Source organism: Paenibacillus sp. YAE3 (assembly GCF_057546105.1).
In genome coordinates this window covers 131,908-151,698 of record NZ_BAAIYF010000005.1, presented here as the reverse complement: position 1 = coordinate 151,698, position 19,791 = coordinate 131,908, and the positions used below count along the sequence as shown (strand labels likewise).

The following is a 19,791-nucleotide window of genomic DNA, read 5'->3' as shown; positions in this document are numbered from 1 at the left end:
ATTTGGCTTTATGGACGATGATCCTGCGCAAGATGGCCAACAACAAGTGGCTGCAGCTGAATTTGTGGATCGGCCTTACCGTATGCGTGGCTCTGTTCAGCTCCATGCCGCTCTACTCGCAGGCCATCCTGGAGCGGACGTTACTGAAGGAGCTGCAGTCCGTGCAGACCGGGAACGGGGTGTATCCGGGCTATCTCCGAATAAGCACCACGGTCTCGGCACCCTCCATGGACGCAAAGACGACGGAAGCTGTCGAAAGCGCCGATCGGTTCGTCAAGACGATTCCGGAGCGCATGGGGCTGGAGGCGCTGTCGTTCTACCAGCAAAGGTTCACGCCGAAGATGAAGGTATACGGAGCCGATGCTTCCGCCCAAGAGAAGCAATCGCAAAAGACGTTAGGAAGCTTTATGTCGCTGTCCGATCTGGAGAAGCGGGTCCGTCTGATCGAGGGGCGGATGCCTGCGGATCGTTCGGACGGGATCATCGAGGCGCTGGTCACGCAGAAGTTTCAGTTGGCGACCAAGCGGAAGCTTGGTGAAGAACTGACCGTAGAGCCCCAGGATGGCGGAAGTACCCGCTTTCGGGTCATCCCGGTCGGCATTGCAGAGACGGATCCGGAGGCGGACCGGTATTTGCCGTTTCTGACCACGGAGAACGAGGACGGATTCCTGATCCCTTTCCAGCAGTTCGAGCGCGAATTTACGCAGGGCGGCAAAGCCAGGGTCTCCAGCATGGAATGGCGGCTCGCGCTCAATTACGAACAGCTGTCGCTGGGCAAGGTCGATGCGTTCACCCAGGCGGACCGGGAGGTCCGGCGTTATTTTAAAGGCAAGCTTGGGGTAGCCGAAATCAAAATTCCGGCGAGCCCGACCATCGCATCGTACCAGGGCAAACAGGATAAGCTCGATACGGTGACGCTTTCGCTGTATACCCCCGTCATGCTGATGCTGGCGTTCTATTTATACATGACCGCCAATCTGATCATCGACCGGCAAAAAACGGAGATTTCCGTGCTCCGCAGCCGGGGAGCAAGCCGTCTGCAGATTATGGCGGCCTATCTGCTGGAGAGCCTGCTGCTGGGTCTGAGCGCGCTGGCCGCCGGACCGTTTCTCGGCGTATGGTTTACGAAACTGCTTGGCGCTTCCAATGGTTTTCTGGAGTTCGTGCAGCGCTCCGCGCTGAAGGTGAGCATGACGAGCGGCGCCTACCAGGTGGCTGCGGCCGCCGTGGCGGGGGCGATCATCCTGATCCTGATCCCGGCCTTCCTCGCAACGCGGGTGAGCATCGTAAGCCATAAGCAGCAGACGGCGCGCCTGACCCGGCTGTCGATCTGGCATAGGACCGGTCTCGATGTGGTGCTCGTCAGCCTGGCAGTTTATCTGCTGTACAATTTCAACCAGCGTCAGGAGGATTTGCGGAGGCTTGCGCTGGGATCTGCCGACCTGCAGGTCGATCCCCTGCTGTTCCTGACGCCGGCCCTCTTTGCGCTTGGAGGCGGCCTGCTGGTGCTTCGGGTATACCCCTGGTTCGTCCGGCTCGTTTATTGGCTGGGCCGAAACGGATGGCCGCCGGCGCTATACCATACGCTCGTTCAGATCAGCCGCTCGTCCGGGCAGTATTTGACCATCCAGGTGTTTCTGATCATGACGGTGGCGACGGGCCTATTCAGCGCGAACGCGGCCAGGACCATCAACGACAACATGGACAGCAAGGTTCGGTATGCGGTCGGCACGGACATCGCGTTGACGACAAAGTGGGAAAGCGATGCCCCTCCACCGGTATCCCCGGGGGCGGGAGGGCAGCCTCCGTCTGAGCCGGCAACGACAACCGTGCAGAAACGGGTTCAATATACGGAGCCGCCCTTCGAGCCCTTTGAGGAGCTGGACGGTGTGCAAGCGACAGCAAAGGTGTTCAAGAAGCAGGAGGCCAGGTTCAGTGCCGGCACCAATGAAAAAAACGGCAAAACGGCTCTTTTTGGCATCGACACGAAGGATTTCGGAAGTACCGCTTGGATGAAGGAGGGGCTGCTGCAGCATCCGATCAACAGCTACTTGAATCTGATCGCCCCGAATCCGGAGGCCGTGCTCATTTCACGCTCGCTTGCGGAGGATGCCAAGCTGAAGCCCGGCGATCCGATCCGGGTGTATTGGGACGGTCTGGACGGGGCGACGTTTACCGTGTACGGCATTATCGATTATTGGCCGAGCTGGAGTCCGCTGCCGTCCGATCAAGGAAGCGGCAAACCGGAGCAGCCGCATCTCGTTGTCGGACATCTGGGCACGATTCAGAACCGCCTGGCAGTCGAGCCGTACGAAGTATGGCTGAAGCTGGCGGACGGCACAAGCAGCGAAGATATCTACGGGCAGCTGCAGGAGAAGAAGCTGCAGGTGACCAGCCTCCGGGACACGACCCAGGAGGTGGTCCAATCCAGGAACGATCCGTTCCGTTTGGCGATGAACGGCGTAATGACGCTCGGATTTGCCATCTCCATGCTGGTCAGCTTCATCGGTTTCCTGCTGTTCTGGGTCTTGACCTTATCCGGCAGAACGCTTCAATACGGGGTTTTGCGGGCGATGGGCGTCTCTTTCCCGCAAATGATCGGCATGCTCGTCAGCGAACAGCTGCTCACGTCGGGGGCCGCGGTCCTCATCGGCGTGTTCATCGGCAACGTCACCAGCATGAAATTCGTGCCGCTCTTCGAAATGTCGTTTGCGTCCAAAGAACAAGTCCCTCCATTCACGATTACATATCAGCTCAGCGACTATTTGCAGCTGTACGGCATCATCGGGTTCACGCTGGCGACCGGGCTGCTCATTCTGGGGTACCGGCTGACACGAATCCGCATCGCGCAGGCGCTGAAACTCGGGGAGGAATAGTTCATGATTCAATGCGAAGGGCTCGTCAAAATTTATAAATCGGCGGACCTGGAAGTCGTCGCCCTTCAAGGGCTGGATCTTCAGGTAGAGAACGGCGAATTCATGGCGATCATCGGCAATTCCGGCAGCGGCAAATCGACGCTGCTCAACATGCTGGGCGGCCTCGACAAACCATCGGCCGGCAAGCTGTACGTGGACGGCAAGGACCTGCTCGCGTTCAGCGAACGCGACCTCGTGAAATATAAGCGGGAGTCGGTCGGGTTCGTCTGGCAAAATAACGCGCGCAACCTGATTCCCTATTTGACCGCGATCGAAAACGTAGAGCTCCCGATTCTCCTGCGGGGCCGAAGACGCCGGACCCGCGCGCTCGAGCTCCTGGAAGCGGTCGGCCTGAGCCACAGGGTGAAAAACAAGCTCAGCGAATTGTCCGGCGGAGAGCAGCAGCGGGTGGCCATCGCCATTGCGCTGGCGAACGAACCGCGGCTGCTGCTCGCCGATGAGCCGACGGGATCGCTGGATACGGCTACATCCAATCAGGTCCTCGATTTGTTCCGGACATTGAACCGGACGATCGGCATTACGATTGTGATCGTGACCCATGATCCGGAGCTGGCCCGGAAGGTGGACCGGGTTGTTCAGATCCGCGACGGCAAGACGTCCGCCGAGATGCTCCGCAGAATCTCTTATTCCGACGTGTTGACGCAAATGGATGCCGACAGCGCCCGGCGGGAAGCCGAGAGCCATATAGAGTATGCGGTGCTCGACAAGGCCGGCCGGCTGCAAATCCCTGCCGGTTATCTGGGCACGGGGAGCTTCAAGGACAGCAACAAAGTGCGCGTCGAACTCGAGGACGGACGAATCGTCCTGTACCCGGCGAACGAAAGGCAGACGGTCTAATTCGGGTGTTCTTCGGGCCTAACCCTTCCATATATAAGGCAAAGCCTTAACAAGCCGGAATGAACCAAAGTCTTTTTTGTCATTTGTTGATCCGGAGCGGACATCCGTGTCATTAAAGTACTTTCGTTCATTCGATATAGTTTTAGCGATCCGATACATGGCCATGGAATGCCGTAAAGAGGCGTTTTAATGGAATAGATAACTTAAGGAGAGGTGGATTCATGAAGAAGCATCGAATGAAACGTTCCATCCTGTTGATGATTGCGCTTGTTCTCGTGCTGGCCCCTTTATCGCTCGGTACACGCCCGAGCCCGGCCAGTGCCCAGCAGGAATCGCCAGCGCTTTCCGAAGGCCGCGCGGGAACATCCGAGACGGGCGATGGGGCAGCAAGCGTGCGGATCTCCAAGGATTTCGAGGATGGGACGCTCCAAGGCTGGTTCGGGCGGGGAGGCAACGAAATCCTGACGGTTTCCCCGTTAGCGGCCCACACGGGGTCTTACGGCATGCAGGTCACCGGCAGAACCCAGGGCTGGAACGGTCCGCAGCTCGACGTGACGCCGATCATGGAAACGGGAAAGACGTACCGTTTATCGGCTTGGGTCAAGCTGCCTGCCGGAACGCCGGGCTCGCCGGTATCGATGGTGATCCAGCGCACGACGGGCGGAACCAATGCGTATGAAGTCGTCAAATCGGTTCAGGCGGGCGACAGCGGATGGGTCAAGCTCAGCGGAGAATATACCCTGCAGCAGCCGATTGAAAGCTTGGCCGTTTATTTCGAATCCTTCGATCATCCGACGCTGGACTTTTACGTGGACGATGTCGTGATCGAGCGCGCTCCGGATCCGGTTCCGATCGAGATTCAGAAGGACATTCCGAGCCTGAAGGACGTGTTTGCCGGCCAATTCAAGCTGGGGACGGCTGTGCTGGTCAATGAAATCCAGAATCCGAACAGCCCTGATGCGGAGCTGGTCCGGAAGCATTTCAACAGCCTGACGGCCGGCAACGAGCTCAAATGGGACGCCACCGAGCCGGCGGAGGGTCAGTTCAATTTTACGGCAGCCGATAAAATCGTAAACTTCGCCATGGATAACGGGATCGCGATGCGGGGCCACACGCTGGTCTGGCATTCCCAGACGCCGAAATGGGTGTTTTACGACAGAGGCGGCAACCTCGCCAGCAAGGAGCTTCTATATGCCCGGATGAAAAAGCATATCGATACCGTCGTTGGCCGGTACAAGGGAAAAATTTACGCTTGGGACGTTGTAAACGAGGTCATTGAGCCCGGCGACCAGAAGCCGGGGGGCCTCCGCAACAGCTTATGGTATCAAATTGCAGGCGAAGAATTTATTGAAAAGGCGTTCCTTTTTGCGCATGAGGCCGATCCGGACGCCAAGCTGTTCATCAACGATTACAACACGAATGATCCCGTGAAACGGCAGTTTCTGCATGATCTGATCAAGCGTTTGAAGGCCAAAGGGATTCCGGTCGACGGAGTCGGCCACCAGACGCATATCGGGATCGAATATCCCCGGGTGCAGGAGTTAGATGATATGATTCAGGCGTTCCGGGATCTTGACATCGATCAGCAAGTCACCGAGCTGGACATGAGCATCTATACGAATGACGCGGACGCCTATGAGACGTTCCCAACGGAGCTGCAAATCAAGCAGGCCAACCGGTACAGGGAGATTTTCGACGTATTCAGGAAGCATTCGGATCAGCTCAGCGCCGTCATATTCTGGGGCAAGGACGACCTGAACACCTGGCTGCGCACGTTCCCGGTCGTTCGCAACAATTGGCCGCTGCTGTTCGATGAACGGCTGCAAGCCAAATACGCATACTGGGCGCTCGTCGATCCGGCGAAGGTTCCGGTTGAAACGAAGCGCACGAAAGCCCTTGAGGCCAGCGTAAAGATTGACGGCCAGGCGGAAGCGGTATGGAATGTGGCGCAGGCCGTGCCGATCCAGGCAGGCGGCAAAGCGGCAGCGACTTATAAAACGTTATGGGATGCAGGACATCTGTACGTATGGGTCGATGTCGATGATGCCACGGTGAACGGCAATGATGCCGTCGAGGTGTATATTGACGAAAACAACGGCAAAACGAATGCTTACGAAGCGGACGACAAAAAGTACACGTTCCGGCGCAGCGGCGCCAATCCGCATAAGCCGGCCGAGTATAAGGCGGTGAAGACGGAGAAGGGATACCGGATCGAAGCTTCGATCCCGGTCGACGGCGCGCAAACCGGAAAGGAAATCGGCTTTGACGTCCGCATTCGCGACCGGTCCAGTTCGGCGGAAGAACTGGCGTCCTGGAACGATATTCATCACAGACAGGACGCCGATACGTCCGGGTATGGCATATTGACGATGGCGGAAGGTCCGCGAACCGCCAAGGCTGCAAAAGGAACGGCGGTCATCGACGGGGACATCGACGACATTTGGAACAAGGCGGAGCAGATCGTAACCGACCGCTGGGTCAGCGGATCTTCGGGCTCAACGGCGAAGGTACGAACGCTCTGGGACGACAACCGTTTGTACGTGCTGGCCGAGGTGACCGACTCGCTGGTGACCAAGCGGAGCGCCAATGTATGGGAGCAGGATTCCGTCGAAATCTTCATCGATCAGAACAATGCCCGAACCGGTTCTTATGACGGCGACGACGGGCAGTATCGCGTGAACTTCGATAACGAAACGTCGGTCAACCCCGGATCGCTCAGCGCCAATTTGACGTCGGCCGCGAAGCGGACACCGACAGGCTATATCATCGAGGCCGCTGTCGATTGGGTCGGAACGCCGCCTAAGGCGGGCAGTCTCATCGGGTTTGACGTACAGGTCAACAATGACGAGAATGACGACGGGACACGCGACAGCGTGGCGATCTGGAACGATACGTCGGACAGAACGTGGCAGAACCTGACGAACATCGGACTGTTAACATTGGAATAACCCCAGCGAGTGGGGGAATGAATAAAGGCCGCTCCCGGATGGTCAACCGGGAAGCGGCCTTTGATATGTGATGGTTGGTTACATAGTGTGTACGTTGATAGATGTTTTGTTACGCCGTAATGTTCAGTGTTTTTCTATACTTGTTAGCGCTTACACCTGTATACGTTTTGAACTTCTTGTAGAACCAGTCCATCTCGGTATATCCGACTTCGTTCGCGATTTCATACACCTTCATGTCGGTATTCTCGAGCAGAAATTTCGCCTTCTCCATGCGCTGCTGAAGCAGATATTCCTTGAAGGTCATCTTCTCTTGAACCTTGAATTTCTGGCCCAGGTAAGAATAGTTGAAATGGAAAATATGGGAGATTTCCTTCAGCGTGATGTTCTGATGCAGGGCCTCGTCCACATAAGCCTTCACCTTATCGATAATGTCGGCCGAAGAGACGGCCGCGGCTTGCCGAACGGCTTCTGACCATGGGTCCGCTTGGTTTCCGGAAAACAGCGCTACGTCCAGCTCCCGTTTCACGTTCTCCAGGCTCGCGGAGAATTCCTCCGGCGTGACAGGGTCGGGCAGATAGTCGTTCACCTGATAATACAAGGCCTTCCTGGCAAGCTGGAACTCATTGCGCCCGCCGATCAGCACGATCGGGACGCGGCTTTTCTCGCGAATGCGGCCGCACAGCCGAAGCCCTTCTTCCTCCGATGCCCTCATGCTGATCAGCACCAGCTGATGATTCTGGGCGGAAAGCATCGACAACGCCTCGGCAGCCGCAGCGGCATGGCATTCCAATTCAAATTCCGCTTGATGTCTGTCCAGCATACGCTTCATCCGTTCCTTCGCATGATGATCGGGATCAACAAGCAGCACCTTATACACGATATTCCCCCCTATTTCTTTCTCGTTAAAACGTTGTCTCGGTGAAGTTGCTTATTTCTCATTATGAAAAAAAAACCGTCACGCAAACAATGTGCTTTTCTTTATATTGCTAACCGTTGTTTACTTATTGGCCATTTGCAATGTAAGGGGTTGCAAGCAATCTATATTTTGACGGGTAGAATACCTAATTTACCACGGGTTGTTGCTCTTTCAATGTAAGCGCTACACTTTGAATGTGATTCGAATGCAACTCATTTCATGGGGGGATTGGAAAAATGCGTAATCGAAAAATGATGATGCTGCTTTGCACGCTGTTGCTTGTGCTTTCGGCATGCAGCAACGGCGGTTCCAAGGGCGGGCCAAGCACTACCGGCGCGACGGAGACGAAGACCGAGACGAAGACCGAGACTGCGGCAACCGACACGGAAAACAAGGGCGCGGAGAAAGAAACGGAACAAACGTACAAAACGCCGGACATGGATTTCGACTTGGGGGGCCGAACGATCAAGGTCGTATCGTGGTGGGATATGACGATTCCGGAGGATAACCCGGATAACATCCAGCGCAAAAAAAACCTGGAGGAGCTGCAAAAGAAGCATAATTTCAAAATGGAATACGTCGCGATCGACTACGGCGAATACCAGCAAAAAGTGACGGCATCCCTGCTGGCCGGCGAGCCGCTCGGCGACATCGTCAGACTGGGCAAAAACTATACGATTCCAACGCTTGTGAAACAGGATCTGCTGGCACCCGTCGATGAGTATACGAAGAATCCGGCAGCTTTTAACCAGAACGTGACCAATCAATACATGCAATATAACGGAAGAGGGTACGGCTTCACGGAAAACCAAGCCAACCTGGTTCAGGGCATTTTTTACAACCGGACCCTCATGAGCAAGCTCGGCTTGAAGCCGCTTCAAGACTACGTCAATGAGGACAGCTGGAATTGGGATACGTTCCTGCAAGTGGCCAAAGAAGCCAACAAGGATACGAATAACGACGGCAAGCTGGATTCCTGGGGACTCGCCAATCCGTCGCCGCTTGAATTTGCGCTTGCTTCCAACGAAACAAGTTTGACGAAAGAAAACAAGCAGAACCTGGAAGATCCTAAAACGACCGAAGCGCTTAATTTCATCTCCCGAATCGCGACTGAAAAAATAGCCAGACCGACGGAAGGCGGAGACTGGACCGAACCGGGCCAATTTTTCCGTCAGGGCAATACGCTGATGTATGCAGGGGCCCTTCATGAGCTTAGCGGCATCAAAAAGGATATGCCTGATGTGGATATCGGATTCGTTCCGTTCCCTAAAGGCCCGAGCGCAAGCGCGTACCATTCCTACGAAGGCCTGTATCAATCTTTGTTCATCCCTAAGGCCGCTAAGGACCCGGATAAGCTGCTTTATATTTGGGAGAAAATCAACGACATCGATTCGATGTATGACTATCCGGACCAGGCCACTTATGAAACCCTGTTTACGAACGAAGAGGATATCAACAATGCGAAGGAAGTCGCCGCCAATTTGGCCGTCCTCGACCACGGCACGTTCCCGAACCTGAAGTTTTACGATTTTCTCGGCGAGATCGTCGGCGGAACCTCGGTATCTACCGTCGTAGAGAAATACAAGGCGCCGTTCCAAGCAGCGATTGATGAAGTATACGGATCGAAATAAATGAGGATTTTGCAAAATCCAAAAAGCGACTCTCAGTCAGCAGTATACAGAGCGAAACGGTCTAGTTCGTCTATATATTGTATCCGGGAGCGGCAGGAATCGAATTTTGCAAAATCCTGAAAACCAAACGTTGAACCGACAGTCCCCATTAGAACATGTCTAATCGGGACTGTTATTAAAATGATAAGTCTCTTGCTTCAGGAGGGAGAAGATGATCAACCGAAAGAAGAGCTACGTCGCTGTTTTGCTCGTCCTAGTCATAGTAACGTCCGTCTGGGCCTTCTACCCTTCCGGTTCATCCGAAGTCCGAAACGTTCGGGCCATGGCCGATTTCGCGGCTGTTACGGGATCGGGCGGAGATGACGGCGGCTACGACGCGTATTTAAAAGCCCATTCAGCTGCGAAACGTCCGGATCAGGTCATTCGGGTTGAGGGCGAGAGCTTTACCAAAACCGATGGGCCGGGATTCGAGGTCATTCATCCGTCGGGGGAAACCGCCGTCCTCACGCCGGAGTCGGGTTCCATCAGCTGGAACATCCCCATCGAACAGCCGGGTCTCTACAACGTGAGAGTCCGATATTTGCCCGTCGAGGGGAAAAGTTCCGCGATCGAACGCGAGTTGACGATCAATCGACAGATACCCTTTAAGGGAGCCGATCTGGTTACCTTTGACCGGGTATGGGGCAACCGGGACGACAAGATCAGGCGGGACGACAGGGGCAACGATCTGCGTCCGAGCCAGGTCGAGAAGCCCGTCTGGCAAATCGAATCCATTACCGACCGCAGCGGTTATTATGACGAACCCTACTTGTTTTATTTTGACAAAGGCCTTCAAAGCATGACCTTAACGGCATTGCGCGAGCCAATGGCCATCGATTATATCGAGTTGTATCAGGAAGAAACGTTAAAGACGTACGAAGAAATCAAGGGCGATTATTCAGCCAAAGGATTGCAGCCCGCCAAAGGCCAATACATCGTGATTCAAGCAGAGGATGCGGTGTATAAATCCTCTCCGACCTTATATCCCGTTTCCGACAGGTCCAGCCCGACGGTGATTCCGTACGACGTGTCCAAAATCCGGATCAACACGATCGGAGGGTTGAACTGGAAACTGCCGGGACAGTGGATCGAGTGGGAGTTCGAAGCGCCGGAGGACGGCTTGTACCAAATCGCCTTAAAAGAGAAGCAGGATCAGCTGCGAGGCGTCTTCGCCGCGCGAAGCCTGACGATTGACGGCAAGGTTCCGTTCAAGGAGATGAAACGGATTCCTTTCGAATTCGGCAGGGACTGGGACATGTACGTGCTGGGAGGGGATGAGCCGTATCTGTTCCACTTGACCCAAGGCAAGCACCGCATTCGCATGGCCGTTTCCCTTGGCGAGCTGGCTCCGCTGATTCAGACGATCGAGTCCAGCGTGCTGCAGCTGAACGAAATGTACCGCAAAATATTGATGATCACGTCCAATTCCCCCGATCCGTACCGGGACTACCAGTTGGAGAAGCGGATCCCGGAAATGGCGGAGGTATTCCGCAAACAAGCCGAAACGATCCAAAGCGTGGCCGATTACCTGGAACAAACGACAGGAGAACAGAGCGACAAGGTCGCCATTTTGCACACGATGGCCAAGCAACTGGAGGAAATGGCCAAGCGGCCGGATACGGTTGCGAACCGTTTGGAGGCCTTCAAGACCAACGTCGGCGGCCTGGGTACGTGGATTCTGACCGTCCGGGAACAGCCGCTTACGCTGGATTATTTGATCGTCTCCTCGCCGGATCATAAACTGCCGAAAGCGGACGCGACGTTTCCGCAAGTGGTGAAGCATGAAGCCGGGGCGCTGGCAGCGTCTTATACCGAGGATTACGACAGCATCGGCAATACCGGCAAGCAGAAGCGATCGACGACGGTTTGGATTACGACGGGGCGGGATCAGGCCCAGGTGTTGAAAAACCTGATCGATGATTCGTTTACCCCGAACTCGAACATTTCGGTCAATCTGAAGCTCGTGCCGGCCAACATCCTTCTGCCCGCGACGCTCGCCGGCGAAGGACCGGACGTGGCCATGCAGATCGGCGAAGACGTGCCCGTGAACTATGCCATGCGGGGGGCGGCCGTCGACCTGTCGAAGTTTGCCGATTATGACGAAGTGGCATCCCGCTTTCGAGACAGCGGATTGGTGCCTTACCAATATGACGGGGGCGTTTACGCGCTGCCGGAGCAGCAGTCGTTCCCGATGCTCTTTTACCGCAAGGATATCTTGAAGGAACTGAACCTGGAGCCTCCCCAAACGTGGCAGGATATCTATAACATGATTTCGGTTCTGCAGAAGCACAACATGCAATTTTACTTGCCGATCGAGGCCGCCAACGCGAGCCTGGTGCCTAACCCGACGTTCTCCATGCTGCTGTATCAAGGCGGCGGCGAGTTTTATCGGGACGGCGGGAGAAAAAGCGCGCTGGACTCCGAGATCGCCATGGATGCCTTCAAGAAATGGACGCAGTTTTATACAAGCTACAAGTTCCCGCTGCTGGCCGATTTCCCGAACCGGTTCCGGACCGGCGAAATGCCGATCGGCATCGCGGATTATACGACGTACAACATGCTGACCGTATTGGCGCCGGAAATCAAAGGACTCTGGGAATTCACCATGGTTCCCGGCACGGAGAAAAACGGCACGGTCCATCACGAGGTGGCCAGCCACACGACCGGCGTCATGATGCTGGCCGGGGCAAAGGATCAAGAGGCCGCTTGGGAATTTATGAAATGGTGGACGGATAAGGACACCCAAATCGCTTACGGCCGCGAGATGGAAGGGCTGATGGGCGAGGCGGCCCGTTATCCGACAGCCAACGTCGAGGCGCTGGAGGAGCTGCCTTGGCCGGTCAAAGATTATCGCAATTTGGAGAATCAGTGGAAATGGGTCAGGGGAATCCCGCAGGTTCCGGGCGGCTACTTTACCGGACGGCACTTGGACAACGCATTCCGCAAAGTCGTCAACGCCAGCGAAAATCCCCGCGAGGCTTTGTCGGATTACCTCTTGTACATCGATGACGAAATTGCGGTCAAGCGGAAGGAATTCAATTTACCTTAACAGTCAGGGGGTGGAAATCGGATGCAAGCCGAAACAACCAGTCCGTCCGCCGTTTCAAGCCTCGTGCAGCCGAAAAAGCAGTCGCGGCTGGCCAACTTATGGAGAGAACTGAAGAAAAACAAGCATTATTACATTTTGATGAGTCCGTATATGCTGATCTTTTTTGCCTTTACGGTCGTCCCGGTCGTGTTTTCGATCGTCCTCAGCTTCTTTTATTTCAACATGTTGGAGTTCCCCCGGTTTGTCGGGTGGCAGAACTACTCCAGATTGTTTTTGAACGACGACGTCTTTATGATCGCATTGAAAAATACGCTGCTGTTCGCGGTCATTTGCGGACCGATCAGCTACCTGGCCTGCTTCCTGTTTGCATGGATTATCAATGAGCTGTCCCCGAAAGTCCGCGCGTTGATGACGCTTGTGTTCTACGCGCCGTCGATTTCCGGCAACGTTTTCTTTATTTGGCTCATCATTTTTTCAGGCGACAGATACGGCTATTTGAACGGCTTTTTAATTAAATTCGGCTTTATATTGGAACCGATTCAATGGCTGACGAACGAGAAGTACATTTTGCCGATCATCATGATCGTCCAGCTGTGGCTCAGTTTGGGCACGAGCTTCCTGGCCTTTATCGCGGGATTGCAGACGATCGACAAGTCCCTGATTGAAGCCGGGGCGATCGACGGCATCCGCAACCGCTGGCAGGAGCTGTGGTTCATTACGCTGCCTTCCATGCGGCCGCAGCTGATGTTCGGGGCGGTCATGCAGATTACGAGCTCGTTTGCGGTGGCCGATATTTCGGTGGCGCTCGCGGGTTTTCCAAGCGTCAACTATGCGGGGCATACGATCGTCACCCATTTGATGGATTACGGAACGATTCGCTTTGAAATGGGGTATGCGTCCGCGATCGCAACGGTGCTGTTCGCCATGATGCTTGGCGCCAACAAGCTGACGCAGCGAATGCTCAGAAAGGTAGGGGAGTGATTTGGTGACGAGAATGATGGGCGCCATTCGCATGCCGCGGAGGCTAAACCGCTCTTTTGCCGTCAGCTTTGTGCTGTTCGCGTTCCTGGCCGTCTTCGGCGCATTTATGGCGCTGCCGCTGATCTATGCCGTAAACAACGCCTTTAAACCGCTGAACGAACTGTTCCTGTTTCCGCCGCGTTTCTTCGTCAACAATCCGACGATGGACAATTTTTACGATCTGGTGGCGTTAATGGGGAATTCCTGGGTGCCGCTTTCCCGATACATCGTGAATACGCTTTTCATTACGATCGTCGGGACCGTCGGCCATATCCTGCTGTCGTCCGCCGCGGCTTACCCGCTGGCGAAATACCGCTTTCCCGGGTCCAGGGTCCTGTTCTCCATCGTCGTCATGGCCTTGATGTTTTCCGGGCACGTGACGGCGATTCCCAACTATATGGTGATGTCGTGGCTGGGCTGGATCAATACGCACGCATCGATTATCGTCCCGTCGCTCGCTTTCCCGCTCGGGTTGTTTCTAATGAAACAGTTCATGGAACAAATTCCGGACGCCCTGCTGGAAGCGGCCAAAATCGACGGGGCGAACGAATACCGGATTTATTGGACGATCGTCATGCCCAACGTAAAACCTGCTTGGTTAACGCTGATGATTTTGCAATTTCCGATGCTGTGGGGCTCGGACGGGGGCAATTTCATTTACAGCGAGAACCTCAAAACGCTTCACTACGCCTTGGGCCAAATTACCGCGGGGGGGATCGCCCGTGCCGGCGTGGGGGCCGCCGTCGCGCTGATCCTGATGATCGTGCCGATTACACTCTTTATCATTTCGCAGAGCAACGTCCTTCAGACGATGGCGACCTCCGGAATGAAAGAATAGGGGGAGACTTAGCACGATGCAAAAGAGCATAACGAAAGTGAAATGGTTCCTCCTGGCTGCCCTCTGCTGCCTGCTGGGGACGAGTACCGGCGTAAACGCGGTCCATGCCGAGGGCAGCGCCTCTTACAACTATTCCTTCTGGAACGACACCGTGGCAGCGCCTGCCGCGTATGAGGCCGCGTCTTTGCTCAGCGGCGCCCAGCTTGGCGTCGGTCCCTTCAAAAACCCGAGCGACATCCATGTCACGGCTGACAAGCGGATCTATGTGCTCGATTCCGGCAACAACCGCATCGTCGTCCTTGATGAGCAATTCAAGCCGGTAAAGGTGGTGAGTTCCTTTGACCACGGGGGAAAGAAGGATACGTTCAACAACCCGCAAGGGATCTTCGTGACCGAACGGAAAGAGCTGTTTGTCGCCGATACGGGCAATAAACGGGTGGTTCACCTGGATGCCGACCTAAGGCTCTTGGGAGTGCTCGAAGCGCCGAAGTCCGACCTGCTGCAGGCCAATTTCGATTTCCAGCCGGTTCGGGTGGTCGTGGACAAGGCGCAGCGGATCTACGTCATGTCGACCGGCGTATTCGACGGCTTTATGGAGTTCAATTCCGACGGAGCGTTCACCTCGTTCATCGGCGCCAACCGGGTGACGGTCGATCCCGTGGAACTGTTTTGGAAAAGGATGTCCACGCAGGCGCAGCGGAGCCAGATGGTCATGTTCACGCCTACCGAATTCACCAATCTGGACATCGATGACGAAGGCTTCATTTACGCAACGAGCGGAGACTACTCGAACAACCCGATCAAGAAATTGAACGCTCAGGGCAACGATATTCTCCGGCGGACGGGATATCTCAGCCTGGTGGGAGATACCCGGTATTCAACCGATGTCGGTCCTTCGCGGCTCATCGATATCGATGTCGCCGACAGCGAAATGTATTCGGTCCTCGATTCCAAGCGGGGCAGAATCTTCACTTACAGCGGGGATGGCCATCTGATGTATATCTTCGGCGGCCTGGGCAACCAGTTGGGCCAATTCAACACCCCTGCGGCGATTGAACGGGTCGGAGACGATTTTCTTGTCCTCGATAAGGCATTCGGCGAGATTACGGTGTTTCGGACGACGGCGTACGGCCGGCTGTTGAACGAAGCGGTCCGGAGCTACTACAGAGGCGACGAGGAAAAAGCGTTTGATCTCTATCAACAGGCGATCAACATGAATGCGAACCTGGAATTTGCCTATTCCGGCGTGGGCAAGGCCCTCCTTCGGAAAGGGGACTACAAAGGGGCGATGCATTATTTCAAGGAAAGCTACGACCAAGCCAATTATTCCAAGGCTTACTTGCTTTACCGCAAGCAGGTGCTGCGAGAATATTTCCCGGCCGTCATGACGGGGTTGATCGTGCTCGCCGCAGTTCTCCTGCTCTTCAAAAAGCTCCGTAAGCGGATGAGGAGACAAGGAGGTGTTACGATTGAATCGTGAGCTCGTGAAATACCCCCTTTATCTTATGGTTCATCCTTTTAACGCGTATTGGGATCTGAAATATGAACGGAACAAGCGGCATACCTTGATCACCGCTTTTATCATTTTGTTTTTGATGATCATTACGAATGTATTGGGCAACCAGTACAGCGGATTTCTGGTCCGCCTGTCCAACCCGGACGATATCAACAGCCTGATGGAAGTGGTGTACGTCGTTGTCCCGGTCTTGTTCTGGTGCGTAGCCAACTGGTCGCTGACGACGCTCATGGACGGCGAAGGGAAATTCGTTGAGATCTTTACGTCGACGTGCTTTGCCCTCGTTCCGATGATGATCATCAACTTTCCGTGGATTTGGCTCAGCAATGTCATATCGCTGCAGGAAACCGCGTTTTATTACTTCTGCAACAGCGCGGCCGTCCTCTGGTCGGCGTATCTTTTGTTCGTCGGCAACATGACGGTGCATCAATATACGCCGTCGAAGACCGTCGGGACGATCCTGCTGACGGTCGTGGCGATGGGATTCATGGCTTTTATCTGCCTGCTGTTTTTCGGGCTGATTCAGCAGATGATTTCGTTCGTTCATGTCATCTACCAGGAAATCATGCTGAGAAGCTAAAGAAAGGAGGAGAAACCATGCGTAAAGCCAGAAACGCCTTGTGGCTCCCGGTACTGCTCGCGGGGGTCGCGCTGGCCGGCTGCAGCGGTTCGAACGCGGTCCATTCCGGTGCAGGCGATGCGCCGGCTGCCATTGAATTCACCAAGGGCCAGCCCGTGAAGGCCGCCTTCACCGATGCCCGGGCAGCAGGCATGAAAGGCGTGGCCGAAAATGAACGGCTGCGGTTGTTCGTGGATGAGCAAACGGGCGTCATCGCCGTTCTGAATAAACAATCCGGCGAGATGTGGTATAGCAACCCGCCGGAACGCGATAAGGATGCCCTTGCGTCCGGGGTGAATAAAGGCATCCTTTCGTCCCAGCTGAAAATCGATTATTACAACAATTTCGGCCAGGTGAATTCCATCAACACGTTCACCGACAGCGTCTCGCATAAGCAGATCAAATTCGAGCCGATCCCAAGCGGGGTAAGGGTCACGTACCAGTTCGGAACGGCCGTGAAATCGGCGGCCGATTTGCCGATGATGCTCAGCAGCGAACGAATCGAGGCGATGCTGGGCAAGCTGGACAAAACGGGCCAGCGGGCGCTGAAAATCGCCTACAAAGAGGATCCGGACAAAAAAGTGTATGTCCGCAACGACAGCGCCTTAAACGGGCTGCAGCTCGATCGTGCCTTTAAGGCATTCGAAGATGCAGGATATACCGAAGAGGACCTGATGAAAGACATGGAGGAGCTGCAATTCACGCAGGAAAAGCCGGAACCGCGGATTTTCCTGGCATCGATCGAATACGCCCTGGACGGCGGCAGCCTAATCGCCAAAATTCCGGCATCCGGCATTCAATACCCGAGCGCCTATCCGATCGGGAACATTTCCTTCCTCAGCTTTTTTGGAGCCGGCAGTTCCAAGGAGCAGGGGGCGATCTTCGTGCCGGACGGCTCCGGCGCGCTCATCCATTTCAACAACGGGAAGAAGCAGTATCCCGCTTACCAGCAACCGGTGTACGGGGAAGATCTGACGATGAAGACGATCGAGGATGCCAAGAACGAGCAAGCGGTTCGTCTGCCGGTGTTCGGGATCATTCGCGAAAGCGGCGCGATGCTCGGCATCATCGAGGAAGGCGCCTCGGCTGCGACGATCCATGCCGATATCAGCGGAAAGCTGAACAGCTATAACTATGTGTATCCAAGTTTCAATGTCGTCAACAAGGGCGATGTGTCGCTGCAGGCAAACGGTCAGGAACGCACGCTGCCCAGGTTCCAGGAACGTCCGACGAAATCGGATTTTACGGTCCGGTACGCTTTTTTGAACAAAGAAGAAGCATCTTATCAAGGATTGGCGCGGTACTATCGGCAGTATCTCGAAGATCGCGGCGGATTGCCCAAGCCGAAGCCGGCTGCGGAAGCGGAACATATGCCGTTTTACCTGCAATTGGTCGGCGGCATTGCCAAACAGAAGCATGTCGCCGGCATCCCTTACCGGACGATTGAACCGCTCACGACGTTCGAACAGTCGCAGGACATCATCAACCAGATGAAAAACCGGGGCATATCCAATATTAAGCTGAAATTTTCCGGCTGGTTCAACGGCGGGATGGATCATGAGGTTCCGGATCATGTTTCGGTCGACAAGGCTGTCGGCGGCAGCAAAGGTTTGCGAAACTTCATCTCCTTCACCCGGGAACAAGGGGTTTCTTTCTATCCTGACGTTGCGGTCCTGACCGCAAATACGGGGAAGGGATTCAACGAGAACGCGAATGCCGCCAGAACGTTGAGAGGCGTTCCTGCCGCTCTTTATCCGCTGGATCAGGCGCTCAACCGGAGGGACCGGGATAAGCCGCCGTCATACGTTGTTTCCCCGCGGCTGACCTTATCCTATGCCGAGTCGGTGCTGAAGGGCTTGAAAGAGTACCAGCCGGGCGGCATTTCGCTGCGGGATCTCGCCGACCGGCTCAACAGCGATTACCGGAAGCACGCTCAGCTGGATCGAACCGAATCCGAGAGCATATCGATTCAGGCGCTGGGCAGCTTCTCGCAGGCGAATCCGAAGGTCATGGCGGACGGCGGCAACGTTTATGCGCTTCCATTTTTGTCGGATATTACGAACGCGCCGATGTCAGGCAGCCATTTCAAGATCGAGGACGAGGAGATCCCGTTCTACCAAATGGTCATTCGCGGGTACGTCGACTACACGGGCAGTCCGTTTAACCTGTCGACCTATACGGATGAGCGGCAGTATATCCTGAAATGCCTCGAATACGGAGCGGGCGTATATTTCGAATGGATCCATGAACCGAACGACAAAGTGAAGGATACGGAGTACAACGACCTGTATGCCGTCCATTACAAGCAGTGGATCGATCAGGCCGCCGCAATGTACCGCGAGGTAAACGACGTGCTGAAGAAGGTCCGGAATGAACCGATTACGGGCCATGAGAAGCTTGGCGAAGGCGTATTCAAAACCGTGTACGGAAACGGCACGTACGTCATTGTCAACTATAACCGCACGGATGTGACGGTGGACGGCCGAACGGTGAAAGCCGAGAGCTATTTGACGGGTGGTGTGCAATCATGAAGTCCATACTGAAATTCGGCATGAAGCGGCGGACGTACGCCGAACAGAAGGCACTCTGGGGCTTTATCTACGTGCTGCCGTGGCTGCTGGGATTTCTCCTTTTTTTCCTGATCCCGCTGGTCTCTTCGTTAAGGTACAGCTTCAGCTCCATCGAAGCCAATGCAAACGGCATGAAAATCAGCTTCATCGGCATTTCCAATTACGTGGAAGCCCTTACGGTCAATACGAGCTTTAACCGGACGCTGACGACCTCGATCGTCAACATGGTCATCAACGTGCCGCTCATCGTGATTTTCAGCTTGTTTTTGGCTGTGTTGCTGAACCAGAAGTTTGTCGGCAGAGCCATTGCCAGATCGATCTTTTTCCTTCCGGTCATTTTGGCTTCCGGGGTGATCGCGAATTTGGAGACGACCAGCCTGGTTCAAGCCATCAACGAGCAGAACGCCGGCGGCGCCGTGAGCGGCCTGGGGACCAGCGAGCTGACGCGGATCATGCTCAATTCCGGCGTCAGCGAAAACGTCGTCGCGTACCTGACCAGCGCCGTGGATCGCATCTACCAGATCGTCAGCCAGTCGGGCGTGCAAATTTTGATCTTCCTGGCGGGGATCCAATCGGTATCCCCCCAGCTTTACGAGGCATCCAAGATCGAAGGAGCGACCGGTTACGAAGCGTTCTGGAAAATCACGCTGCCCATGGTCAGCCCGCTCATCCTGGTCAACGTGATTTATACGATCATCGACTCGTTTTCCCGGAGCGAAATGACGACGCTGATCCGGGAAACGGGGTTCACGAATTTCAACTTCGGCCTCAGCTCGGCGATGGCCTGGATCTATTTCCTGGCGATCATGGTCATTTTGTCCATCATTACGTTTTTCATTTCCAAAAGAATTTTCTATCAAGAATAGAAGGAG

12 protein-coding genes are annotated in these 19,791 nt (G+C 55.0%); 11 read left to right on the top strand and 1 reads right to left on the bottom strand.

The window, feature by feature from the left end:
• Positions 1-2 precede the first annotated feature (2 nt).
• The 3 genes from AC27KL_RS11645 (at position 3) to AC27KL_RS11635 (ending at position 6,721) form a co-directional block, all read left to right on the top strand.
• Positions 3-2,876, top strand: a complete 2,874-nt coding sequence (locus tag AC27KL_RS11645) for an ABC transporter permease (RefSeq protein WP_487169761.1) — start codon at positions 3-5, stop codon at positions 2,874-2,876.
• Between the two features lie 3 nt (positions 2,877-2,879).
• Positions 2,880-3,773, top strand: coding sequence for an ABC transporter ATP-binding protein (locus AC27KL_RS11640; RefSeq protein ID WP_487169760.1), 894 nt, complete (start codon positions 2,880-2,882; stop codon positions 3,771-3,773).
• A 221-nt stretch (positions 3,774-3,994) separates the two neighbouring features.
• Positions 3,995-6,721, top strand: a complete 2,727-nt coding sequence (locus AC27KL_RS11635; RefSeq protein WP_487169759.1) for an endo-1,4-beta-xylanase — start codon at positions 3,995-3,997, stop codon at positions 6,719-6,721.
• A 109-nt stretch (positions 6,722-6,830) separates the two neighbouring features.
• On the opposite strand, the gene AC27KL_RS11630 is transcribed toward AC27KL_RS11635, so the two are convergent.
• Positions 6,831-7,598 carry a helix-turn-helix domain-containing protein gene (locus AC27KL_RS11630; RefSeq protein ID WP_036711533.1) on the bottom strand — a complete coding sequence of 256 codons (768 nt, stop codon included), beginning with the start codon at positions 7,596-7,598 and terminating at the stop codon, positions 6,831-6,833.
• Between the two features lie 275 nt (positions 7,599-7,873).
• On the opposite strand from AC27KL_RS11630, the gene AC27KL_RS11625 reads away from it, so the two are divergent.
• The 8 genes from AC27KL_RS11625 (at position 7,874) to AC27KL_RS11590 (ending at position 19,785) form a co-directional block, all read left to right on the top strand.
• Positions 7,874-9,268, top strand: coding sequence for an ABC transporter substrate-binding protein (locus tag AC27KL_RS11625; protein WP_340998593.1), 1,395 nt, complete (start codon positions 7,874-7,876; stop codon positions 9,266-9,268).
• Positions 9,269-9,479: 211 nt separating this feature from the next.
• Positions 9,480-12,356 (top strand): extracellular solute-binding protein, encoded by a 2,877-nt coding sequence (locus AC27KL_RS11620; RefSeq protein WP_487169758.1) that lies wholly within the window; start codon positions 9,480-9,482, stop codon positions 12,354-12,356.
• A 21-nt stretch (positions 12,357-12,377) separates the two neighbouring features.
• Complete coding sequence (locus AC27KL_RS11615) at positions 12,378-13,337, top strand: carbohydrate ABC transporter permease (RefSeq protein ID WP_036711537.1); 960 nt, start codon at positions 12,378-12,380, stop codon at positions 13,335-13,337.
• A 13-nt stretch (positions 13,338-13,350) separates the two neighbouring features.
• On the top strand, positions 13,351-14,214 hold the full coding sequence (locus AC27KL_RS11610) for a carbohydrate ABC transporter permease (RefSeq protein ID WP_036711630.1): 864 nt from the start codon (positions 13,351-13,353) through the stop codon (positions 14,212-14,214).
• 16 nt (positions 14,215-14,230) lie between these two features.
• Entirely contained in the window at positions 14,231-15,694 is a 1,464-nt protein-coding gene (locus AC27KL_RS11605; RefSeq protein WP_036711540.1) for a hypothetical protein, read from the top strand.
• Positions 15,695-15,719: 25 nt separating this feature from the next.
• Complete coding sequence (locus AC27KL_RS11600) at positions 15,720-16,310, top strand: Yip1 family protein (RefSeq protein ID WP_487169936.1); 591 nt, start codon at positions 15,720-15,722, stop codon at positions 16,308-16,310.
• Positions 16,311-16,327: 17 nt separating this feature from the next.
• Positions 16,328-18,880 (top strand): DUF5696 domain-containing protein, encoded by a 2,553-nt coding sequence (locus AC27KL_RS11595; RefSeq protein WP_487169757.1) that lies wholly within the window; start codon positions 16,328-16,330, stop codon positions 18,878-18,880.
• Positions 18,877-19,785, top strand: a complete 909-nt coding sequence (locus AC27KL_RS11590) for a carbohydrate ABC transporter permease (protein ID WP_036711547.1) — start codon at positions 18,877-18,879, stop codon at positions 19,783-19,785. The genes AC27KL_RS11595 and AC27KL_RS11590 overlap by 4 nt, the downstream gene beginning before the upstream one ends.
• Positions 19,786-19,791 lie beyond the last annotated feature (6 nt).

Excerpts from the sequence above, each read along its gene's own strand:
- AC27KL_RS11600 (WP_487169936.1), top strand. The coding sequence starts at position 15,720 with ATGGTTCATCCTTTTAACGCGTATTGGGATCTGAAATATGAACGGAAC.
- AC27KL_RS11620 (WP_487169758.1), top strand. The coding sequence starts at position 9,480 with ATGATCAACCGAAAGAAGAGCTACGTCGCTGTTTTGCTCGTCCTAGTC.
- AC27KL_RS11640 (WP_487169760.1), top strand. The coding sequence starts at position 2,880 with ATGATTCAATGCGAAGGGCTCGTCAAAATTTATAAATCGGCGGACCTG.
- AC27KL_RS11615 (WP_036711537.1), top strand. The coding sequence starts at position 12,378 with ATGCAAGCCGAAACAACCAGTCCGTCCGCCGTTTCAAGCCTCGTGCAG.
- AC27KL_RS11595 (WP_487169757.1), top strand. The coding sequence starts at position 16,328 with ATGCGTAAAGCCAGAAACGCCTTGTGGCTCCCGGTACTGCTCGCGGGG.
- AC27KL_RS11610 (WP_036711630.1), top strand. The coding sequence starts at position 13,351 with ATGATGGGCGCCATTCGCATGCCGCGGAGGCTAAACCGCTCTTTTGCC.
- AC27KL_RS11590 (WP_036711547.1), top strand. The coding sequence starts at position 18,877 with ATGAAGTCCATACTGAAATTCGGCATGAAGCGGCGGACGTACGCCGAA.
- AC27KL_RS11605 (WP_036711540.1), top strand. The coding sequence starts at position 14,231 with ATGCAAAAGAGCATAACGAAAGTGAAATGGTTCCTCCTGGCTGCCCTC.
- AC27KL_RS11625 (WP_340998593.1), top strand. The coding sequence starts at position 7,874 with ATGCGTAATCGAAAAATGATGATGCTGCTTTGCACGCTGTTGCTTGTG.
- AC27KL_RS11635 (WP_487169759.1), top strand. The coding sequence starts at position 3,995 with ATGAAGAAGCATCGAATGAAACGTTCCATCCTGTTGATGATTGCGCTT.